Here is a 16,334-nt window from a genome sequence, read left to right as displayed (position 1 = left end):
TCGGGGCCTGCCCGCCGCGAGTCGAGGTCGCCTGTTCGTCCGGGAATCCGGGTCGACCATCTTCTGTATCGAAGCGACTTCCTGTTCTAGAACCGTTTCTTGTTACGAAATTGAAATTCTCCGCGTCGCGCTGGACGAGAGGGGGTGGTCACTCACCAGCGATACCCCTTCGTTTCGTCTGGAGATGCTGATAAGGTGGCGGGCGAGTCGCAGTTCGTCGACGCTCGTTCGGTGGACGTAATCGGTAAGAGAGTGGGGTCGGTAGCGACGACCGTGACTCTCGATGGGTCGGCTCCGTGAGGGAGCGCGCCGCATCGCGTTCGCGTTCCCGGCGTTGCTCGCGCGGCTCGGTATCGTGGACCGCGAGCACGGCGACGAGGCGTTCGACCTGGCGTTGCCCGTGATGGTGACGGGCGCGCTCCGGACGTTCCTGCGGACGGCGGACTTCCTGATGGTCGGGCAGGCCGTCGGCGCGTCCGCAGTCGCGGCGCTCGAACTCGGCTTCCAGTACTACTTCATCCCGTTCGGACTGTCGCTCGCGCTCACGAGCGGCACGATCAGTGCAGTGTCGCGGTTCGTCGGCGCCGGGCAGTTCGGGCGGGCGAACACGACGGTCGCGGTGTCGCTGTGGCTGTCGCTCGCGTTCTCGATCCCGATGACGGCCGTCGCGTGGGTGTACGCGGAGCCACTGGTCGCCGTGCTCGCGCCGAACGAGACCGTGACCGCGATGGGTGCGACGTACCTCCGGATCGTGATGCTGTCGGTCGCGTTCCGGTTCTGGAGCATGACCGCGGCGCGCGCGCTCGCCGGCGCGGGCGACACGCGAACGCCGATGTACGTCCGACTCCTCACGCTCCCGACGAACATCGGCCTGAACGCGGTCCTCATCTTCGGGCTCGGCCCCGTGGAGCCGATGGGTGTGGCGGGGGCAGCGTGGGGGACGGTCGCAGCGAACGTGCTCGCCGCGGGCGTGTTCCTCGTGCTCCTGTCGACGTCGCGGTTCCCGGTTCGCCTCCCACTCCCGGGCAGCCTCCCGCTTTCGGGCCGCCTCCCACTCCCGGGCCGCTCGAACGCTCCTGGGGTTTCGAGCGGGGCCGGCGGCGACGTGTGGGACTCGTCGATCGCGCGCGAGGTCGTCCGCGTTGGGTTGCCGCTCGCTGGGACGCGGCTGTCGCGGACGTTCGGCCGGTTCCCGTTCCTGTTCGTCCTCGGCGCGTTCGGGACGGGAACGCTCGCAGCGTACGCGATCGGGCGGCGCGTGATGTTGCTCGCGATGATGCCGGCGTGGGGGTACTCGACGGCGGCGAGCACGCTCGTCGGGCAGCGCGTCGGCGAGGGCGACGGGGACGGCGCGGCGGCAGCGGGGTGGGCGACGCTCCGCGTAGCACTGGCCACCCAACTGTGTATCGCGGTCGTACTCGTCGTGCTCGCGCGCCCGATCTCGCTCGCGTTCGGGTCCGAGCACGTCGCGGACACCGTCAGGTTCGTGCGCGTGTTCGGACTCGGGGTCGGCGCGTTCGCGGTGTCGCGGACGATGCGCGGCGGCCTCCGCGGCGCCGGCGACACGACGTGGCCGTTCTACGGGACGCTCGCGGGCACGTACCTCCTGAAGCTCCCGGTGGTGTTCCTCGCGCTCCCGGCGACGCTCTCCGTCGGCATCCTCGGCGTCGGGTTCACGCCCGGCATCGGCCTCGGCGTCCCGGCGGTGTACGCGGCAATCCTGCTGGACATGCACTTTCGCGCCGTAGTGAACGCCGTCCGCTTCAAGTCCGGGGCGTGGCGCGCCATCGCGCGAGCGTCCGACGTCGGCGCGGACGCATCCGGCTAGCCATCGCGGTCGCCGTCTACTATTCGGGCAGGAGCACGCGTAGACGCATCAGGACGGAACCGGCGACCTGGCGGTCGCCGGACGCTGGTCGGGCAGGAGGTTCGAAAACGGTAAGCCCGAGCGGTCGGACGATGCGTGCATGAGCGATGCTACGAAGATCGTACTCGTGACCGTCGGCGTGTCGGCCGTGCTCGCGCTATCGTTGATGGCCGTCACGCTGTCGACCTGACAGGATGTTCTCCGACCGCTCGCTGTCGCCGGCCGTGGAACGCGTCCGGGCGACGTGGGCGCCGAGCGCCCGGTGTCTCGACGCGGACGGCGACTTCGAGACGCTGCCGCCGGCGCAAGCGGAGGACCTCGGGTTGCTCGTCGACGCCCTGGAGCCGTCGACGTACCCCGACGAGTGGCTGCCCGAGGACGCGCCCGCGCTCCTCCGGCGGTTCGCTGGTGGCGACTTCACGGTCGGGATGCCAGGCGACGGAAGCGTGACGTGGACACGCCAGACGACGCCGCCGGTCGTGATCGTGAAGGCTCGCGTCGAGGGGTCGCCTGCGTCGTTCGTGGACTTCCTCGTCGCGGAGGCACTCGTCGAACTGGGCGTGGAGGCATCGGCTGCGCGAGCGGACGTCGAGGGCGTTGCGGCTGCGCCCGAGCACTTCCTGCCGTTCTTCGGCCCGGCGTACCGAGAGCTGGCGGCGGCGACGTCGCTCGGCCCGAACGCGACCTATCAGCTCGCGAACGCGCTGTACGAGGGCTGGCTCGGCCTGCACTCGCGGGACGCGTTCTTGGAGTGGACGGAGGCGGACGACGAGCGCGCCGATCTCGGGGAGGCGTGGGTGGACGCGGGCGAGCACCTGTCCACGCGGTTGGAGGGCCTGCCGCGGGAGGTCGCGCGCGGCGAGACCGAATTCGCGGACGCCGCGGAACTCGCCTGTAGCGCGATCAAGCACGACCTGACAGTGCCGTCGCCGTTCGCGGCACTCGACACCGATGCGTACCGCGAGCGCGGCGCGCCGTTCGCGGTGAAGTGGGCGGCGAAGACGTTCGACGCGCTCGAGGACTGACCGCGACGGGCGTCTCGAGTTCGGTCGTCGTCGGCGACGTTCGCTCAGTCGTCGTCGCCGGCGACGATGCGTTCGAGGACGACGCCGTCCGCGAACCCGCCGCGGTCGCTCGCTTTCTCTCTGACCCTGGCCGCGACGGCCTCTGTCGAGTGGTCGCTGGCGGCGACGATCGCGTCGAGGACGGCGTGGACGTCCGCGAGTTCCGAGATCGGGTCCTCGTCGTCGGCCTCGGTGTCGTTGTCGTCGCCGAGCGCGGCGGCGTACTCCGTCGCTTCCTCGACGAGCTTCGCGGCGAGGTAGCGCTCGTACTCGTCGCCGTCGACGCGCCGGGTCACCGGTTTGTTGCCGTCCTCGCGGACGACCGACGGGATGTCGTCGCGAACGAGCTTATCGTACTCGCCGACGTACTCGTCGCGGTCGCTATCGGTGTTGTCGGACATGATGTAGAACCGATTCGGTCAGTCGGTGAGTTCGACGTTGCCGTCGACGTCGAGGTCGACGACGACGTCGAAGCGGTCGCGGTAGGAGGCGACGACGTCGTCGTCGTGGACTTCTTCGGAGAGGTGGAAGAGGCCGACGGCGTCGTACTCCGCGAGGAGGTCGAGCAGGCGGCCGACGGCGTCCTCGGTCTGTTCCTCGCCGGCGTAGTACGCGAGTTCGGTGATGGAGTCGACGCTGAGGCGGAGTTTGCCGTCGTACGCTTGCAGGAATCGTTCGGCTTGCTCGACGATGCCGTCCAGGTCGTCGGGCGCGGAGACGTAGTGGACGTTGTCGCTGGAGCGTCGCGAGTAGCCGCGCTCGACGCTGAGCGTGTCGAGGATGACGGCCTTGTCTTCGTCGACGTCGTAGTAGTCGAGTTTCTGTCGGACTTCTCGGGCGGTGGTTCGCGTGGAGATGACGAGGAAGTGGTCGGTGTCGTCGCGGAGGAAGTCGGTGTCGATGCGGTCGGTTTCGCCTGTCGACGGGTGGACGAGGAGGATGCCTGTGCCTCCGGGGATGGTGTCCTCGGTCCCGTCTACGGCGAGGGTGTAGTCCATAGTCGGGTGGAACCGGCGGGATAGACTTAGGCGTTCGGGTGCCCGCTTGCGGTTCGCTAGCACGGGATGGCTGGGACGCGACGACTGCTCCCTGCGACAACGTGCGGCAGACGCTGTCGCCGGTTTCGGGGCTCAAATAGCGCCGTCGGCGCTGTCGGCGTTTAGAAGACGCTGTCGGCGGTGGCGGCCCCGACGACGCTGAAGATGGCGCCGACGCTCACAGCCTTGAGCGTGTTCGTCGCGAGGTCCATCGTGCTCGGTGCGGTCTCGCCGAGGATCGCGTCTTCGCCGACGAGGAACGTCGTGGGGGCGGAGAACGCGAGCGCGAGGATGGTGACGGAGCCGAACGCGACGAGCATCAGGGAGACGAATCGGACGGGGATGCCGGCGACTTCGGCCTCCTGGTCGGGGTCGCGTTCGTCGTCGGCCTTGTAGAGCGCGCCGTACCCGATCGCGAACACGATGCCGGTGGTGACGAGTGCGTGCAGGACCGTCATGTTCGACGCGAGTACCCAGACCTCCTCGGTGACGACGAACGGGCCCGCGAGCAGGAACCCGCCGACGAGCTGTTGGGCGGTGTCGGCGAGCGCGTACCGCTTCCGTCGGCCGACCATGCCGCGAGCGACGCCGCCGCCGTAGAAAAACCCTCGGGGAACGGGGCGACGTCCCCCGAACCGACTCGCACCGACTCGAATCGACTCGAACCGATTCGAACGCCCCCGTTCCAACTGTGGGGTAACTGTGTCGAATCGCGTGGGGTAACTTCGTCAGATTGCGTGGGGTAACTTCGTCAGATTGCGTGGGGTAACTTTGCCGGGCCTGGATCGAGCGAGTGCTGGAGCGAACGGGTTTTGACGGGGGCGCGTCTGGAGTCGACCATGAGCGTTCGCGAGGAGTTCGACGCGTGGGCGGCCGACGGCCGCGACAAGGGCATGGAGGACCGACACTGGCACACGGCGAAGCACGCGCTGGCGCGGATGCCGGTGGAGGCCGGGGACGTCGTCCTCGACCTGGGCTGCGGGAGCGGGTACGCCGGACGTGCGTTGAAGGACGCCGACGACGCGGGCCGGGTGTACGGGCTGGACGGGTCGCCGGAGATGACGCGGAACGCGCGCGGGTACACGGACGACGCGGACGTCGGGTACGTCGTCGGGGACTTCGGGAGTCTGCCGTTCGCGGACGACAGCGTCGACCACGTCTGGACGATGGAAGCGTTCTACTACGCGAGCGACCCCGAGGAGACGCTCCGGGAGGTCGGGCGAGTGCTGCGACCGGGCGGGACGTTCTACTGTGCGGTGAACTACTACGAGGAGAACGTCCACAGTCACGACTGGCAGGACTCGATTGGCGTCGAGATGACGCGGTGGAGTCGCGACGAGTACCGTGCGGCGTTCCGCGACGCGGGCTTCGTCGTCGCAGAGCAGGACACCATTCCGGACCGCGACATCGAGATCCCCGACGAGAGCGAGTTCCCCTCCGACGACTGGGAGACGCGCGAGGCGATGACGGAGCGCTACCGCGAGTACGGGACGCTGCTGACCGTCGGCGTCGCCCCGTAGCCGCACGGCCGCACAGTCCAACGGCCGCACAGTCCAACGGCCGCACAGCCGCACGGCTGCAGGCCGCACGGTCGCACGGCTGCACGGCTGCTCGACCGTGGACTCGGTGCGGTACGTACCGGCTACTAAAGCCGCCCTTGGTACTGGGTTCGGGTACGATGCGCGAGGACGGCGAACCGGAGCCGATCCGCAAGATAGACGACGCGACGGACGTGCGGCCGCCCCAGAGCGCGCTGGGGCGACGGTGGTTGTCGGCGAAGCGATGGTTCCTCCTGGACGCCGACCGCGTCCTCGTGACTGCCTTACTCCTGTCGGGAGTGTTTGCGACGATCCTGTTCGCTGGGACGTTCGGGCCGGGGGGCGTCGAGTCGTTCCTGACGACGGGCGTGTCGCCGGGGAGCGTGCTCGTGGAGTTGATGAAGTCGATCGTCTCGGTCGTGGTGATCGTGCTCTCGATCAACCAGCTCGTGCTGTCGCCGGGACTGGGGCCGGTCGGCGAGCAGCGCGAGCGCTACGAGCAGTCCGTGGAGTTGCGCGAGCAGGTCGCGGAGCTCACGGGCGTGCGGGTGAGTCCGGCGTCGGCGTCGACGTTCCTCGACCTGCTGCTGGCGGAGATCGCGGAGTCCTCGTCCGAACTCGAGACGGCGGTGAGCCGGTACGACGGCGAGGACGGCGAGCTGGCCGAGCGCACGAGCTTGCTGGTGCGGGACGTCGTCGCGGAGGCGGCGGCGGTCCGGGAGTTGGTCGAGGCGAGCGAGTTCGGGGAGTTCGACGTCGTCTCGGCGTCGCTGCGGTTTGCGATCACGGAGAAGGTGCGGTCGGTGCGGGAGTTACACGGGCTGGTGCAGGCGTCTGCACCGGCGGATCCCGGTGAGGAGTTCGAGTCTCTGGACGAAGCGTTCGACGACCTGGAGGACCTGTTCGAGTTCTTCACGGTGGCGCGAGAGTACATGAAGACGGTGTACTTGCGCGAGGAGTACATCGGGTTGTCCCAGGCGCTCCTGTACGTGGGGTTGCCGGCGGTCGTGGCGTCGTACGTCGCGTCGCAGGTGTACGCGCCGGACGTGTTCCCGGGGCAGGTGTGGGTCGTCGACGCGCAGCTATTGTTCGTGAGTGCGGCGGTGACGGTGGCGCTGGCGCCGTTCACGCTACTGATCGCGTACGTGTTCCGGCTGGCGACGCTGTCGCGGTCGACGCTGTTCGTGGGGCCGTTCGACGCACGGCCGCCGGACGCGGAGCACGAGGAGGAACGACGGCACGACCGCTGAGGTCCACGACGCGGTCTCGAAACCGGTGAATCCACGGTCAGTAACCGCTCGGTGTCGGTCGGCACTCGCTCGATGTTGGCTGGTACTCGCTCGGTGTCGGTCGGCACTCGCTCGGTGTCGGTCGGCACTCGCTCGATGTTGGCTGGTACTCGCTCGGTGTCGGTCGGTACTCGCTCGGTGTCGGTCGAAAAGTGGGGAGACGGTTTCGAGTGGAACCTGGCACTCAGTCGTCGCAGGTCTCGGCTTCCGGCTCGGATTCGGAATCGGCCGGTTCGGATTCGGAGCCGGTAGACTCGGGTTCGGCCGGTTGGGGATCGTGGGGGACGCTCATGACGATGGCGTCCCCGGAGAGGACGGTCGTCGGCTCGTCGGTGTCGTCGCCGGTGACGACGGTCGTCTGGACGCGGAGCTGGTCGTTTCCGACGTCCTCGACGACGTCTGCGGTCGCGGTGACGGTGTCGCCGGGGTGGACGGGCGCCTCGAACTGGAGGTCCTGGGAGAGGTAGACGACGTCGCCCGCGAGGTCGGCGAGGGCGGCGGAGACGACGCCGGCGGAGAGCATGCCGTGGGCGACGCGGCCGTCGAACATTGTGGCTTCGGCGTAGTCGTCGTCGACGTGGATCGGGTTCGTGTCGCCGACGAGGTCGGCGTACGCTTCGATGTCCGTTCGCGTGATCGTCTTCGTGGCGCCGGCGGTGTCGCCGACGGACGCAACTGGCATGTACGTCCCTGTTACTCGGTCGCAATTAGCCTATCGGGTTAACATGTAAATCAGGAGATTCAGGGTGCTCGTGGCTGACTGTGATGGTATGCCACGGGTTCGGAACGATGGAGTGGGTATCGCGTACGACGTCGACGGGCCGCCGGACGCGCCCGTCGTCGCGTTCTGCGAGGGACTGGGCTATGGGCGGTGGATGTGGCGGTTCCAGCGCGAGCGCCTCTCGGCGTACCGGACGATCGCGTTCGACAACCGGGGGACTGGCGAGAGCGATGCGCCCGAGGATCCCGGGGCGTACTCGATCGCGGCGTTCGCGAGCGACCTGGAGGCCGTGCTCGACGCGGAGGGCGTCGAGTCGGCGCACGTCGTCGGCGCGAGCATGGGTGGGATGACCGCGCAGCGGTACGCTCGCGACTACGACCGCGCGACGTCGCTGACGCTCCTGTGTACGAGCCACGGCGGTCCGGAGTCCGTCCCCATCCCGGAGGAGACGCAGGCGCGGATGTTCTCGGTGCCAGCGGACGCGGACGAGCGCGAAGCGATCAGGCACAAGATGCGGCCGGCGATGACGGAGTCGTTCTGGACCGGAAATCGGGACCTGATCGAGGACGTCGTCGACTGGCGCCTGGCGTCGGACGCGAGCGACGCGGCGCGGAACATGCAGGCGGAGGCGGTGCTGGCGTTCGACTCGACGCCGTGGCTCGGCGAGGTGGAGGTGCCGGCGCTCGTCCTGCACGGCACCGGCGACCGCGTGCTACCCGTCGAGAACGGTCGACAGGTCCACGAGCACCTCCCGGAAAGCGACCTGGAACTGTACGAGGGCGGCTCGCACCTGTTCTTCGTCGAGGAACCGGACGCCGTGACCGACGGCCTCCGGGCGCACGTCGACCGCATCGAGGCGGCGGACGAGGCCGGGAACGGAGTCGGGGACGCAGAGGCATGACGGTCCACGGGCACGGGTCGCGGCCGTACGACTGGGTGGGGGACTGGAGCGCGCGCCGTCGGCGGCTGTCGCCGGACGCGGTCGGGTTGCGGGACGCGACGACGGGCGAGGCGTTCACGTACCGCGAACTCGACGAGCGCGCGAACGCGACCGCGCGCTTGCTCGCCGCGCACGGCGTCAGTGCGGACAGCGATGCCGCCGAATCTGCACCGAACGCAGACGCGGTCGGCGAGGCTGCGGTCGGCGGCCGTGTCGCGGTCGTCTCCCGGAACCGCCCCGCGCTCGTCGACCTGTTCTTCGCGACGGGGAAGACGGGGGGCGTGCTCGCGCCGCTCAGTCACCGGCTCGCCGAGCGCGAGCTCGCCGAGTTACTCGAGGACGTCGCGCCGTCGCTCGTGGTCGTGGAGGGTGCGTTCGACGACGACGTCGCGGCGGCGCTCGCCCACGACGCCTGCGACTACGACGGCCCCGTCCTGGGGCTCGGCGACTCGCGGTACGACGCCTTCGACGAGGCGGTTCCCGACGACACCTCGGCGTTCGACGGTCCCGACCTCGGGATGGACGACGCGCACGTGTTCCTGCACACGGGCGGGTCGACGGGGACGCCGAAGGAGACGGTGCTCACGCACGGCTCCATCGCGTGGAACTCGTTCAACACGATCACGGCGTGGGGGCTGCGCCCGGAGGACGTGACGCCGATGGTGTTCCCGATGTTCCACACGGGCGGATGGAACGTCCTCACCGTCCCCCTGTTCCACCTCGGCGCGGAGGTCGTGATCGCGCGCGAGTTCGACGCCGAGCAGGTGCTCGGGATCGTCGACGAGGACGACGCGACCGTGCTGGTCGCGGTCCCCGCCGTCCTGCGGATGATGACGGCGGCCGACGGGTGGGCGGAGGCGGACCTCTCGACGCTGCGGTTCGCGAAGTCCGGCGGCGGCCCGTGCCGGCAGAGCGTCATGGAGGCGTGGTGGGATCGCGGCGTCGACCTCTCGCAGGGGTACGGCCTCACGGAGTGCGGGCCGAACAACTTCGCGATGCCCGAGGGCTGGACACGCGAGAAGGCCGACAGCGTCGGCGTGCCCGCGATGCACGTCGACGCGCGCGTCGTCGACGACGACGGCCGCGAGCGCGACCAGGGCGCGGTCGGCGAACTGGAGCTGGCGAGCCCGCACGCCGGCGACCGCTACTGGCGAGCGCCCGAGGAGTCGAGAGCGACGTTCGGCGCTCGCGACGGGACGGACGACGCCGATGGCGAGGCCGACGACGGCGGCGCGGAACCGGCTTGGGTGTCGACGGGCGACCTCGCCAGGGTCGACGCGGACGGCTACGTCCACATCGAGGGCCGGAAGAAGGAGATGTTCGTCTCGGGCGGCGAGAACGTCTACCCGGCGGAGGTCGAGGACGTCCTCAGCCAGCACGCGAAGGTCGACGACGTCGTCGTCGTCCCCGTCCCCGACGACACGTGGGGCGAGGTCGGGAAGGCGGTCGTGCAGGGAGACGAATCGTTGACGCTCGCGGACCTGGAGGCGTTCTGCGACGGGAAGCTCGCGCGGTTCAAGATACCCGCGCACCTGGCGTTCGTCGACGAGATGCCGACGAGCGGCCCGTCGAAGATCGACCGGGGCGCAATCGAGGAGCGGTTCGGCGAGGGCGCGTAGGCGTCGATTCGAGTCCGCGCGATGGAGTCACGTGGACGGATCGAATCCTCACGGCAGTGTCGCGTACGCCATCTCCATCCGCAGCCCTTCGTCGTCCGTGACCGGCTCGACGGGGAGCGTCTGCAGGTCGCCGGTGAGCGTGCTTCCGGTAACCGCGAGCGCGAACGCGTCGAGGAGGTCGTCGTTCGAGAGCGCTGGCCCGTCCCACCCGAGCAGTTCGTTTCCGGCGGTCGCGAGCGCGTCGTGGAACGCGTCCTCGTCGTCGTGGAGGGGGTCGTTCGCGTGGACGGACGCGAGCACGCCGACGCGCTCCCAGTGCGCGGCCGCCGGGTGCCCCGTCTTCGAGTACGTCATCGGCGCTTCGTCGTCGAGCGCCCAGAAGCAGACCTCGGGGTGGGATTCGCGGACGACGTCCTGGGTCGCGTCGAGGTCGCTCGCCCGCAGCACTTCGTCGACCTCGCGGATGCGCGGGACGACGTTGAACGTCTGCTTCATCAGCCCCCGGCCGTCCTGCTCGCGGTCCTTCTGCGTTGCGTTCGCGTCCGCGTACGTTTCGGATTCGAGGATCGGACGGATTGGGACGTTGAACACGCTCCGGGACCGTGCTCCCAGGCGGTTTCGAGCTTCGCGCTCGGGCGCTCTGGCAGCCATATCTTCGGGGAGTCCGATGGGGACGTCGACGAGGACGACGTCCGCGTCGGCGTGGTCCGCCCAGAGGTCGCGGAACGCGCTCTCCGTGGCTTCGTCGTCCGTGTAGTGGTCGACTCGTTCGTACTCGTGGTCGCGCATTCGAACGGCGACCCAGCCGTCGGGGGCTGCGTCGACGCCGACGGCGACGTGGTCGGTCGGCATCGGGCGGCGGTTCGCGGTCGGGCCGGATAGTGGTGGCGGCACTCGCGTCGATGGTCGCGTCCGCGGTCGTCGACTGGGACTTGGAAACCAAAGCTTCGCGTCGAGTTCGTACGCTTCGCCCCGGTCATCTGGAAGAAAACGCTTATGAACGAACGCGACGATGCTTGTGTAACGGTAGCACATTAACCATGATCGACCTCGCGATGGATATGGAGCAGTACGACTGCCCGTTCATCGACACCACGACCGACCACGACGTCGAGTTCGCTGCCGCGCACTGGGAGTTCCACCCGGTCGCCGAGGAACTCGAGTGTCGGATGGTCGTCGAGGCCGCCGACCGCGGCGCGCTCGACAACGGGCTGTCGGCGCTCCAGACGCACGACAACATGCACGAGGTCGACCTCCTCGCGAAGCGCGACGACGTCGCGCACCTCAAGACCGTCATGGGGGAGACCGAGGCGATGGGGACGATTCGGGGGAACGACGGCTACATCACGGGGCCGTTCTACATCGCGGACGGCTCGGAGACGTGGCACGTCGGCTTCGACCAGGCGTCGAAGGCCGACGGGACGCTCAGCGAACTCGAGAAGGACAACGAGTTCGACGTCGTCGAGCGCGACGAGGTGACCCTCCCGCAGATGAACGACGTCGTGCAGAACGCGGCGGCGGCGATGACGCTCGTCGACGGCTGCCGCGATCTCTCGGACGTGGAGCGCCAGACGCTCGAATCCGCGGCCAGCGGCGGATACTTCGAGAGTCCGCGGCAGACGAACCTCGGCGACCTCGCCGAGGAGTTCGACGTCTCCAAGCCCGCGGTGTCGAAGAACCTCCGCCGCGGCGAGCGGAAGATGGTCGAGCGCGTCGTCGACGCGCTCTCCGAACTCGACGACTGAGTCGGACGCCGAACTCGACGACCGTGTCGGACTCCGATGTCGACGGACGCGAGTTCGACGCTGGCGGAGTCGATTCGACGCTGGCGGAGTCGATTCGACGCTGGCGGAGTCGATTCGACGCTGGCGGAGTCGATTCGACGATGGTGGACGAGTCGCTGGGCTGATGTTAACACGTTAACGTCGCAATCTTTGCCGCTGTGCGTGCCACAGTGTTCCTGTCATGAGTCGCGTGCACGTGTCACGAAGACGGATGCTGGGAGCGATCGCCGCGGCGGGAATCGGTGGCGCCGCCGGGTGTACTACGGGGAACGGAACGGAGACGGCGACCGACGGCGGTACGGAGACCGACGGCGGTGGAACGACCGGGCAGACGACGACGCAGGCGGACGTCTCAGCGAGCGGGACCGTGAAGATCGGCGTGATGCAGCCGATGAGCGGCGACCTCCAGTACTACGGGATGCAGTCAATCTGGGGGTTCCTGTCGGGGCTCGCGTACAAGACCGATAGCGACCCGCTGACGGGCGTCTCGGAGGGGACGACGACGGTCGAGGACGGGGACGTGACGTGGGAGCTCGTGTTCCGCGACACCGAGTTCTCCGCGGACCGCGCGCAGACCGTCGCGACGAACCTCGCGCAGGACGAGGGCGTCGACGCGCTGTTCGGGTGCTCGAGTTCGGCGGCCGCACAGCGCGTCGTCGACACCGTGATAAACACGAGCGAGGTCGACATCCCGTACATGGCGGGGCCGGCGGCGTCGGCGAGCATCACGTCGAGCGCACAGACGTGCTCGCCGCAGGTGTTCCGCGCGAACGAGAACACCGCGATGGACGCGCGGTCGGGCGGGAAGTACGTCGCCGAGGAGACGGACGTCGAGCGCGTGTTCCTGATGGGTGCGGACTACTCGTTCGGTCGCGCGGTCGTCCAGAACTACCGGGAGGTCCTGGAGGCCAACGACGTCGAGATCGTCGGCGAGCGCTTCGTCCCGCAGGGGTACGACGAGTTCGACGGCCTGTTCCAGCAGGCTGTCGACGCGGGCGCACAGGGCGTCGTCGGCGGGTTCACGGTCGCGACGCTCCCGAACTTCATGACCGCGGGTGCGAACTACGACGTCCGCATCTTCGGCGGGTTCGCGACCGAGATCACGAACTCGGTCGTCGGGGGGCTCCTCGAGAACCTCATCGACGGCGAACTCACCGAGCAGAAGGTCCGCGACGCGAAGATCGGGCCGTTCACGACGCGCTATCACTGGAACCAGTACGACAACGAGATCAACTCGGCGTTCGTCGACATGTACACGTCCGCATACGGGAAGGTCCCGGACCTGTTCACGTCGGGGACGTTCACGGCGGCGTCGTCGTTCCATCAGGCGGTGCAGGCGTCGGGGTCGACGGACGGCGTCGACCTCGTGGACGCGATGAGTGGGATGACGGTGACGGACACGCCGAAGGGCGAGAACGGGTACATCTACCAGGAGTACAACAACCAGGCGCGGTCGGAGATGACGGTCGCGTACCCGGTCCCGACCGAGGACCAGTGGTCGGAGTACTGGGGGGCGAGCATCCAGCCGAGCGCGCCGGTCGCTCGCGTCGACAAGGACCAGACGACGATCCCGCGGGGAAGCATGGACTGCTCGCTGTAGGCCGATGGGGCAGGAACTACTGCGAACGCACGGGCTGGAGAAGCACTTCGGTGGCGTGACGGCCGTGGACGACGTCGACTTCTCGCTGTCGACTGGCGAGACCGTCGCGCTCATCGGCCCGAACGGCGCGGGGAAGACGACCTTTTTCAACCTCCTGACGGGGTCGCTCGCGCCGTCTGCTGGGACCGTGGAGTTCCGCGACGACGGCGAGTGGCTGGACGTCACGGGCCTGAACACGCACGAGACGGCCCAGGCCGGCATCCACCGATCCTACCAGGTGACGAATATCTTCCCGACGAGTACGGTGCGCGAGAACGTCCGCGTCGCCGCGCAAGCGCACGGGTCGGACACGCACCGGTTCTGGCGGCACGCCGACGGCCTCGAGGCGTACCACGAGGAGGCGGCGGCGATCCTCGACCGCGTCGGCCTCGGCGCGCTCGCGGACCGGCCGGCGCAGGCGTTGAGTCACGGCGAGAAGCGCAGCCTGGAGCTCGCGATCGCGCTCGCGGGCGACCCGGACTTGCTCCTGCTCGACGAACCGGCTGCCGGCGTGTCGAGCGAGAGCGTCGACGACGTCGTCGAGCTGATCCGGGACATCGCGCAGGACCACGCGGTCCTGCTCGTCGAGCACAACATGGACGTCGTGATGGACCTCGCGGACCGCATCTCGGTCCTGCATCGCGGCGCGCTCATCGCGGACGGCGAGCCGGAAGCGGTCCGGGCGGACGAGCGCGTCCGCGAGGCGTACCTCGGTGGATACGGGAGCGAAGACGATGTGACTGCAAGCGATAGTGCCGGCGACGACGCGGGGAGCGACGACGACGCGGCCACGGCCGGCGGTGGTGCGGCGTGAGCGCCGAGCACGGGAGCGACGACGCGGCGTCGCCGAGTTCGGTCGAGAACGGCGAGCCGCAGGACGCGCCGCTCCTCGAGATGGAGGACGTGCACGCGTACTACGGCGAGAGCCACGTCCTCGAGGGCGTGAGTCTCGCGGTCGACCGCGGGGAGACGGTCGCGCTCATCGGCCGGAACGGGGTCGGGAAGACGACGACGCTCCGCGCCGCACTCCAGTTGACGCCGCCGCGCGAAGGCACGGTTCGCCTGCGCGGGGAGGACGTCACGGGCGAGCCGACGCACGAGCTCGCGCACCGCGGCGTCGGGTGGATTCCCGAGGACCGGCGGATGTTCGAGGAGCTGACGGTCGCGGAGAACGTCGGCGTCGCGGTCAAGGAAGCCGAGCGGGTCGACGCGAAGCTCGAGGAGGCCCTGGAGACGTTCCCGGAACTCCGCGAGCACCGCGACCGGAAGGCCGGCGACCTCTCGGGCGGCCAGCAGCAGATGGTTGCGATCGCGCGCGGCCTCGTCGGCGAGAACGACCTCCTGCTCGTCGACGAGCCGAGCGAGGGGCTGGCGCCCCAGATCGTGCAGACGGTCGCGGACGCCCTACAGCGCGTCAGCGAGGAGGCATCGCTCCTGCTCGTCGAGCAGAACTTCCCGCTCGCGATGGACCTCGCGGACCGCTTCTACCTCGTCGACAACGGACGCGTCGTCGAGAGCGGGAGTACCGAGGGCGTGACCGCCGACGACGAACGCATCCGGAGGTATCTAGCGTGATGGACGTCGCGACGGTCGTCTTCGCGGCGTTCCTCGACGGACTCGCTGGCGTCCCGATCGTGGCGATCGTCGGGGACTTCGTCGAGTTCCTCTCGCCGTCGAATCTCGCGGGCGTCCTCGTGGACGGGCTCGCGAAGGCGGCGGTGTTCGCGCTGCTCGCGGTCGGGTTGACGCTCATCTTCGGGTTGATGGGCGTCCTGAACTTCGCGCACGGGTCGTTCACGATCGTCGGCGCGTACGTCGCGGGCCTCGTGATGGTGCTCGTCGTGAGCAGTGGCGACAGTATCGCGACGCGCGTGGCGCTGTTCTTCGTCGCGGTCGTGGTCGCGTTCGCGGCCGTCGCCGCGCTCGGTGGCGTCGTCGAGACGAAGCTCATCCGGCCGCTGTACGACCGGCCGCCGCTCTACCAGATCCTGCTCACGTTCGGGTTGACGCTCGTCATCGACGAGGTCGTGCGGATGATCGTGGACTTCTACGGGCTCCAGCCCCGGAGCGCGTGGCAGGAGGCGCTCGGGACCAGGCCGGACTGGTTCCGCGAGAACCACACGTACTTCGGGCTGACCGTCGAGGGCATGGATCTCTTCGAGATCGTGCTGGGCGTGGTCGTCGTCGCCGCCGTCTGGCTGTTCCTCACCCGCACGCGGTACGGGCTGTTCATCCGCGCGGGCAGCGAGGACTCGGAGATGGCGGAGGCGCTCGGCATCGACGTCCGACGCGTGTTCACGGTCGTGTTCGGCATCGGTGCGGGCCTCACGGGCGTCGCCGGCGCGCTCCTCATGTGGGACCCCGGCTGGGGTGCGAGCGTCACCGTCGGCGCGGAGGCGCTCCTGCCGGCGTTCGTCGTCGTCATCGTCGGTGGCCTCGGGACGTTCAAGGGCACCGTCGTCGCGGCGCTCGTCGTCGGGCTCGCGGACGCGACGATGACGTGGTGGTTCCAGAACGTCCTCGTCACGATGAGCTGGCTGCCGGAGGTCGTCGTGTTCGCGATCCTCGTCGCGGTCCTCGTCGTGAAGCCACAGGGGCTCTACGGCGTCCAGGAGGTGGGGGGCCATTAGCCCCACCGGCTCCGCGCCGTCGGACGACGCGAACGACCGCGTGCACGTAGCGGACGGCGGCGAGACGTCGCCCGCGGAGGGCGCGACCGAGGACGCGCCGCCAGCGGCGAGCCCGACGCGGAAGGGGTTCATCGGCGGGACCGTCGCGAGAGTGTTCGGCGAGGACTCCGCGTTCGCGCGGTACGCGCGGTCGACGGCCGCGCACG

General features: G+C 69.0%; 16 protein-coding genes. 11 read left to right on the top strand and 5 right to left on the bottom strand.

What is annotated here, in order from left to right:
- Positions 1 to 283 precede the first annotated feature (283 nt).
- Positions 284 to 1,828: an MATE family efflux transporter gene (locus G9C85_RS17565; protein WP_166042389.1), complete on the top strand. Its 1,545-nt coding sequence runs from the start codon at positions 284 to 286 to the stop codon at positions 1,826 to 1,828.
- A gap of 233 nt (positions 1,829 to 2,061) precedes the next feature.
- Complete coding sequence (locus tag G9C85_RS17560) at positions 2,062 to 2,892, top strand: hypothetical protein (protein WP_166042387.1); 831 nt, start codon at positions 2,062 to 2,064, stop codon at positions 2,890 to 2,892.
- Positions 2,893 to 2,936: 44 nt separating this feature from the next.
- Here the strand turns inward: G9C85_RS17560 and G9C85_RS17555 are convergent, their stop codons facing one another.
- From G9C85_RS17555 to G9C85_RS17545, 3 genes are all read right to left on the bottom strand, one after another.
- On the bottom strand, positions 2,937 to 3,332 hold the full coding sequence (locus tag G9C85_RS17555; protein WP_166042385.1) for a nucleoside triphosphate pyrophosphohydrolase: 396 nt from the start codon (positions 3,330 to 3,332) through the stop codon (positions 2,937 to 2,939).
- A gap of 18 nt (positions 3,333 to 3,350) precedes the next feature.
- Entirely contained in the window at positions 3,351 to 3,929 is a 579-nt protein-coding gene (locus G9C85_RS17550; protein WP_166042383.1) for a hypothetical protein, read from the bottom strand.
- Positions 3,930 to 4,090: 161 nt separating this feature from the next.
- Positions 4,091 to 4,543, bottom strand: coding sequence for a DUF2391 family protein (locus tag G9C85_RS17545; protein WP_166042381.1), 453 nt, complete (start codon positions 4,541 to 4,543; stop codon positions 4,091 to 4,093).
- A 264-nt stretch (positions 4,544 to 4,807) separates the two neighbouring features.
- Between G9C85_RS17545 and G9C85_RS17540 the strand changes: the two genes are divergently transcribed.
- Both G9C85_RS17540 and G9C85_RS17535 read left to right on the top strand, forming a co-directional pair.
- Positions 4,808 to 5,488: a class I SAM-dependent methyltransferase gene (locus G9C85_RS17540; RefSeq protein ID WP_166042378.1), complete on the top strand. Its 681-nt coding sequence runs from the start codon at positions 4,808 to 4,810 to the stop codon at positions 5,486 to 5,488.
- Between the two features lie 158 nt (positions 5,489 to 5,646).
- The gene (locus G9C85_RS17535; protein ID WP_166042376.1) at positions 5,647 to 6,756 is read left to right on the top strand and encodes a hypothetical protein; all 1,110 of its coding nucleotides are present in this window, start codon (positions 5,647 to 5,649) and stop codon (positions 6,754 to 6,756) included.
- A 223-nt stretch (positions 6,757 to 6,979) separates the two neighbouring features.
- On the opposite strand, the gene G9C85_RS17530 is transcribed toward G9C85_RS17535, so the two are convergent.
- A complete protein-coding gene (locus G9C85_RS17530; protein ID WP_166042374.1) occupies positions 6,980 to 7,477 on the bottom strand; it encodes a MaoC family dehydratase in 498 nt (165 codons plus the stop codon).
- An 88-nt stretch (positions 7,478 to 7,565) separates the two neighbouring features.
- Between G9C85_RS17530 and G9C85_RS17525 the strand changes: the two genes are divergently transcribed.
- Together G9C85_RS17525 and G9C85_RS17520 are read left to right on the top strand one after the other, a co-directional pair.
- Positions 7,566 to 8,417, top strand: coding sequence for an alpha/beta fold hydrolase (locus G9C85_RS17525; protein ID WP_166042372.1), 852 nt, complete (start codon positions 7,566 to 7,568; stop codon positions 8,415 to 8,417).
- The gene (locus G9C85_RS17520; RefSeq protein ID WP_166042370.1) at positions 8,414 to 10,075 is read left to right on the top strand and encodes an AMP-binding protein; all 1,662 of its coding nucleotides are present in this window, start codon (positions 8,414 to 8,416) and stop codon (positions 10,073 to 10,075) included. Before G9C85_RS17525 ends, G9C85_RS17520 begins: the two co-directional genes overlap by 4 nt.
- 48 nt (positions 10,076 to 10,123) lie before the next feature.
- On the opposite strand, the gene G9C85_RS17515 is transcribed toward G9C85_RS17520, so the two are convergent.
- Positions 10,124 to 10,927 carry a DUF429 domain-containing protein gene (locus G9C85_RS17515; RefSeq protein ID WP_166042368.1) on the bottom strand — a complete coding sequence of 268 codons (804 nt, stop codon included), beginning with the start codon at positions 10,925 to 10,927 and terminating at the stop codon, positions 10,124 to 10,126.
- A gap of 188 nt (positions 10,928 to 11,115) precedes the next feature.
- On the opposite strand from G9C85_RS17515, the gene G9C85_RS17510 reads away from it, so the two are divergent.
- The 5 genes from G9C85_RS17510 to G9C85_RS17490 all read left to right on the top strand — a co-directional run bounded on the left by G9C85_RS17510 (position 11,116) and on the right by G9C85_RS17490 (position 16,128).
- A complete protein-coding gene (locus tag G9C85_RS17510) occupies positions 11,116 to 11,820 on the top strand; it encodes a helix-turn-helix domain-containing protein (RefSeq protein ID WP_166042366.1) in 705 nt (234 codons plus the stop codon).
- A 250-nt stretch (positions 11,821 to 12,070) separates the two neighbouring features.
- The gene (locus G9C85_RS17505) at positions 12,071 to 13,459 is read left to right on the top strand and encodes an ABC transporter substrate-binding protein (protein WP_240148957.1); all 1,389 of its coding nucleotides are present in this window, start codon (positions 12,071 to 12,073) and stop codon (positions 13,457 to 13,459) included.
- Between the two features lie 4 nt (positions 13,460 to 13,463).
- The gene (locus G9C85_RS17500; RefSeq protein ID WP_166042362.1) at positions 13,464 to 14,312 is read left to right on the top strand and encodes an ABC transporter ATP-binding protein; all 849 of its coding nucleotides are present in this window, start codon (positions 13,464 to 13,466) and stop codon (positions 14,310 to 14,312) included.
- 80 nt (positions 14,313 to 14,392) lie between these two features.
- Positions 14,393 to 15,073 (top strand): ABC transporter ATP-binding protein, encoded by a 681-nt coding sequence (locus G9C85_RS17495; RefSeq protein WP_166042670.1) that lies wholly within the window; start codon positions 14,393 to 14,395, stop codon positions 15,071 to 15,073.
- Complete coding sequence (locus G9C85_RS17490) at positions 15,073 to 16,128, top strand: branched-chain amino acid ABC transporter permease (protein ID WP_166042669.1); 1,056 nt, start codon at positions 15,073 to 15,075, stop codon at positions 16,126 to 16,128. The genes G9C85_RS17495 and G9C85_RS17490 overlap by 1 nt, the downstream gene beginning before the upstream one ends.
- Positions 16,129 to 16,334: the final 206 nt, after the last annotated feature.

Origin of the sequence: Halorubellus sp. JP-L1, assembly GCF_011440375.1 — an archaeon.
Taxonomy (GTDB): domain Archaea; phylum Halobacteriota; class Halobacteria; order Halobacteriales; family Natrialbaceae; genus Halorubellus.
This window is presented reverse-complemented; position numbering and strand designations above follow the sequence as displayed.

Coding starts and splice junctions, on each gene's coding strand:
- G9C85_RS17560 (WP_166042387.1), top strand. CDS start 2,062: ATGTTCTCCGACCGCTCGCTGTCGCCGGCCGTGGAACGCGTCCGGGCG.
- G9C85_RS17510 (WP_166042366.1), top strand. CDS start 11,116: ATGATCGACCTCGCGATGGATATGGAGCAGTACGACTGCCCGTTCATC.
- G9C85_RS17515 (WP_166042368.1), bottom strand. CDS start 10,927: ATGCCGACCGACCACGTCGCCGTCGGCGTCGACGCAGCCCCCGACGGC.
- G9C85_RS17525 (WP_166042372.1), top strand. CDS start 7,566: ATGCCACGGGTTCGGAACGATGGAGTGGGTATCGCGTACGACGTCGAC.
- G9C85_RS17520 (WP_166042370.1), top strand. CDS start 8,414: ATGACGGTCCACGGGCACGGGTCGCGGCCGTACGACTGGGTGGGGGAC.
- G9C85_RS17490 (WP_166042669.1), top strand. CDS start 15,073: ATGGACGTCGCGACGGTCGTCTTCGCGGCGTTCCTCGACGGACTCGCT.
- G9C85_RS17500 (WP_166042362.1), top strand. CDS start 13,464: ATGGGGCAGGAACTACTGCGAACGCACGGGCTGGAGAAGCACTTCGGT.
- G9C85_RS17545 (WP_166042381.1), bottom strand. CDS start 4,543: ATGGTCGGCCGACGGAAGCGGTACGCGCTCGCCGACACCGCCCAACAG.
- G9C85_RS17535 (WP_166042376.1), top strand. CDS start 5,647: ATGCGCGAGGACGGCGAACCGGAGCCGATCCGCAAGATAGACGACGCG.
- G9C85_RS17530 (WP_166042374.1), bottom strand. CDS start 7,477: ATGCCAGTTGCGTCCGTCGGCGACACCGCCGGCGCCACGAAGACGATC.
- G9C85_RS17555 (WP_166042385.1), bottom strand. CDS start 3,332: ATGTCCGACAACACCGATAGCGACCGCGACGAGTACGTCGGCGAGTAC.
- G9C85_RS17540 (WP_166042378.1), top strand. CDS start 4,808: ATGAGCGTTCGCGAGGAGTTCGACGCGTGGGCGGCCGACGGCCGCGAC.
- G9C85_RS17565 (WP_166042389.1), top strand. CDS start 284: ATGGGTCGGCTCCGTGAGGGAGCGCGCCGCATCGCGTTCGCGTTCCCG.
- G9C85_RS17505 (WP_240148957.1), top strand. CDS start 12,071: ATGCTGGGAGCGATCGCCGCGGCGGGAATCGGTGGCGCCGCCGGGTGT.
- G9C85_RS17550 (WP_166042383.1), bottom strand. CDS start 3,929: ATGGACTACACCCTCGCCGTAGACGGGACCGAGGACACCATCCCCGGA.
- G9C85_RS17495 (WP_166042670.1), top strand. CDS start 14,393: ATGGAGGACGTGCACGCGTACTACGGCGAGAGCCACGTCCTCGAGGGC.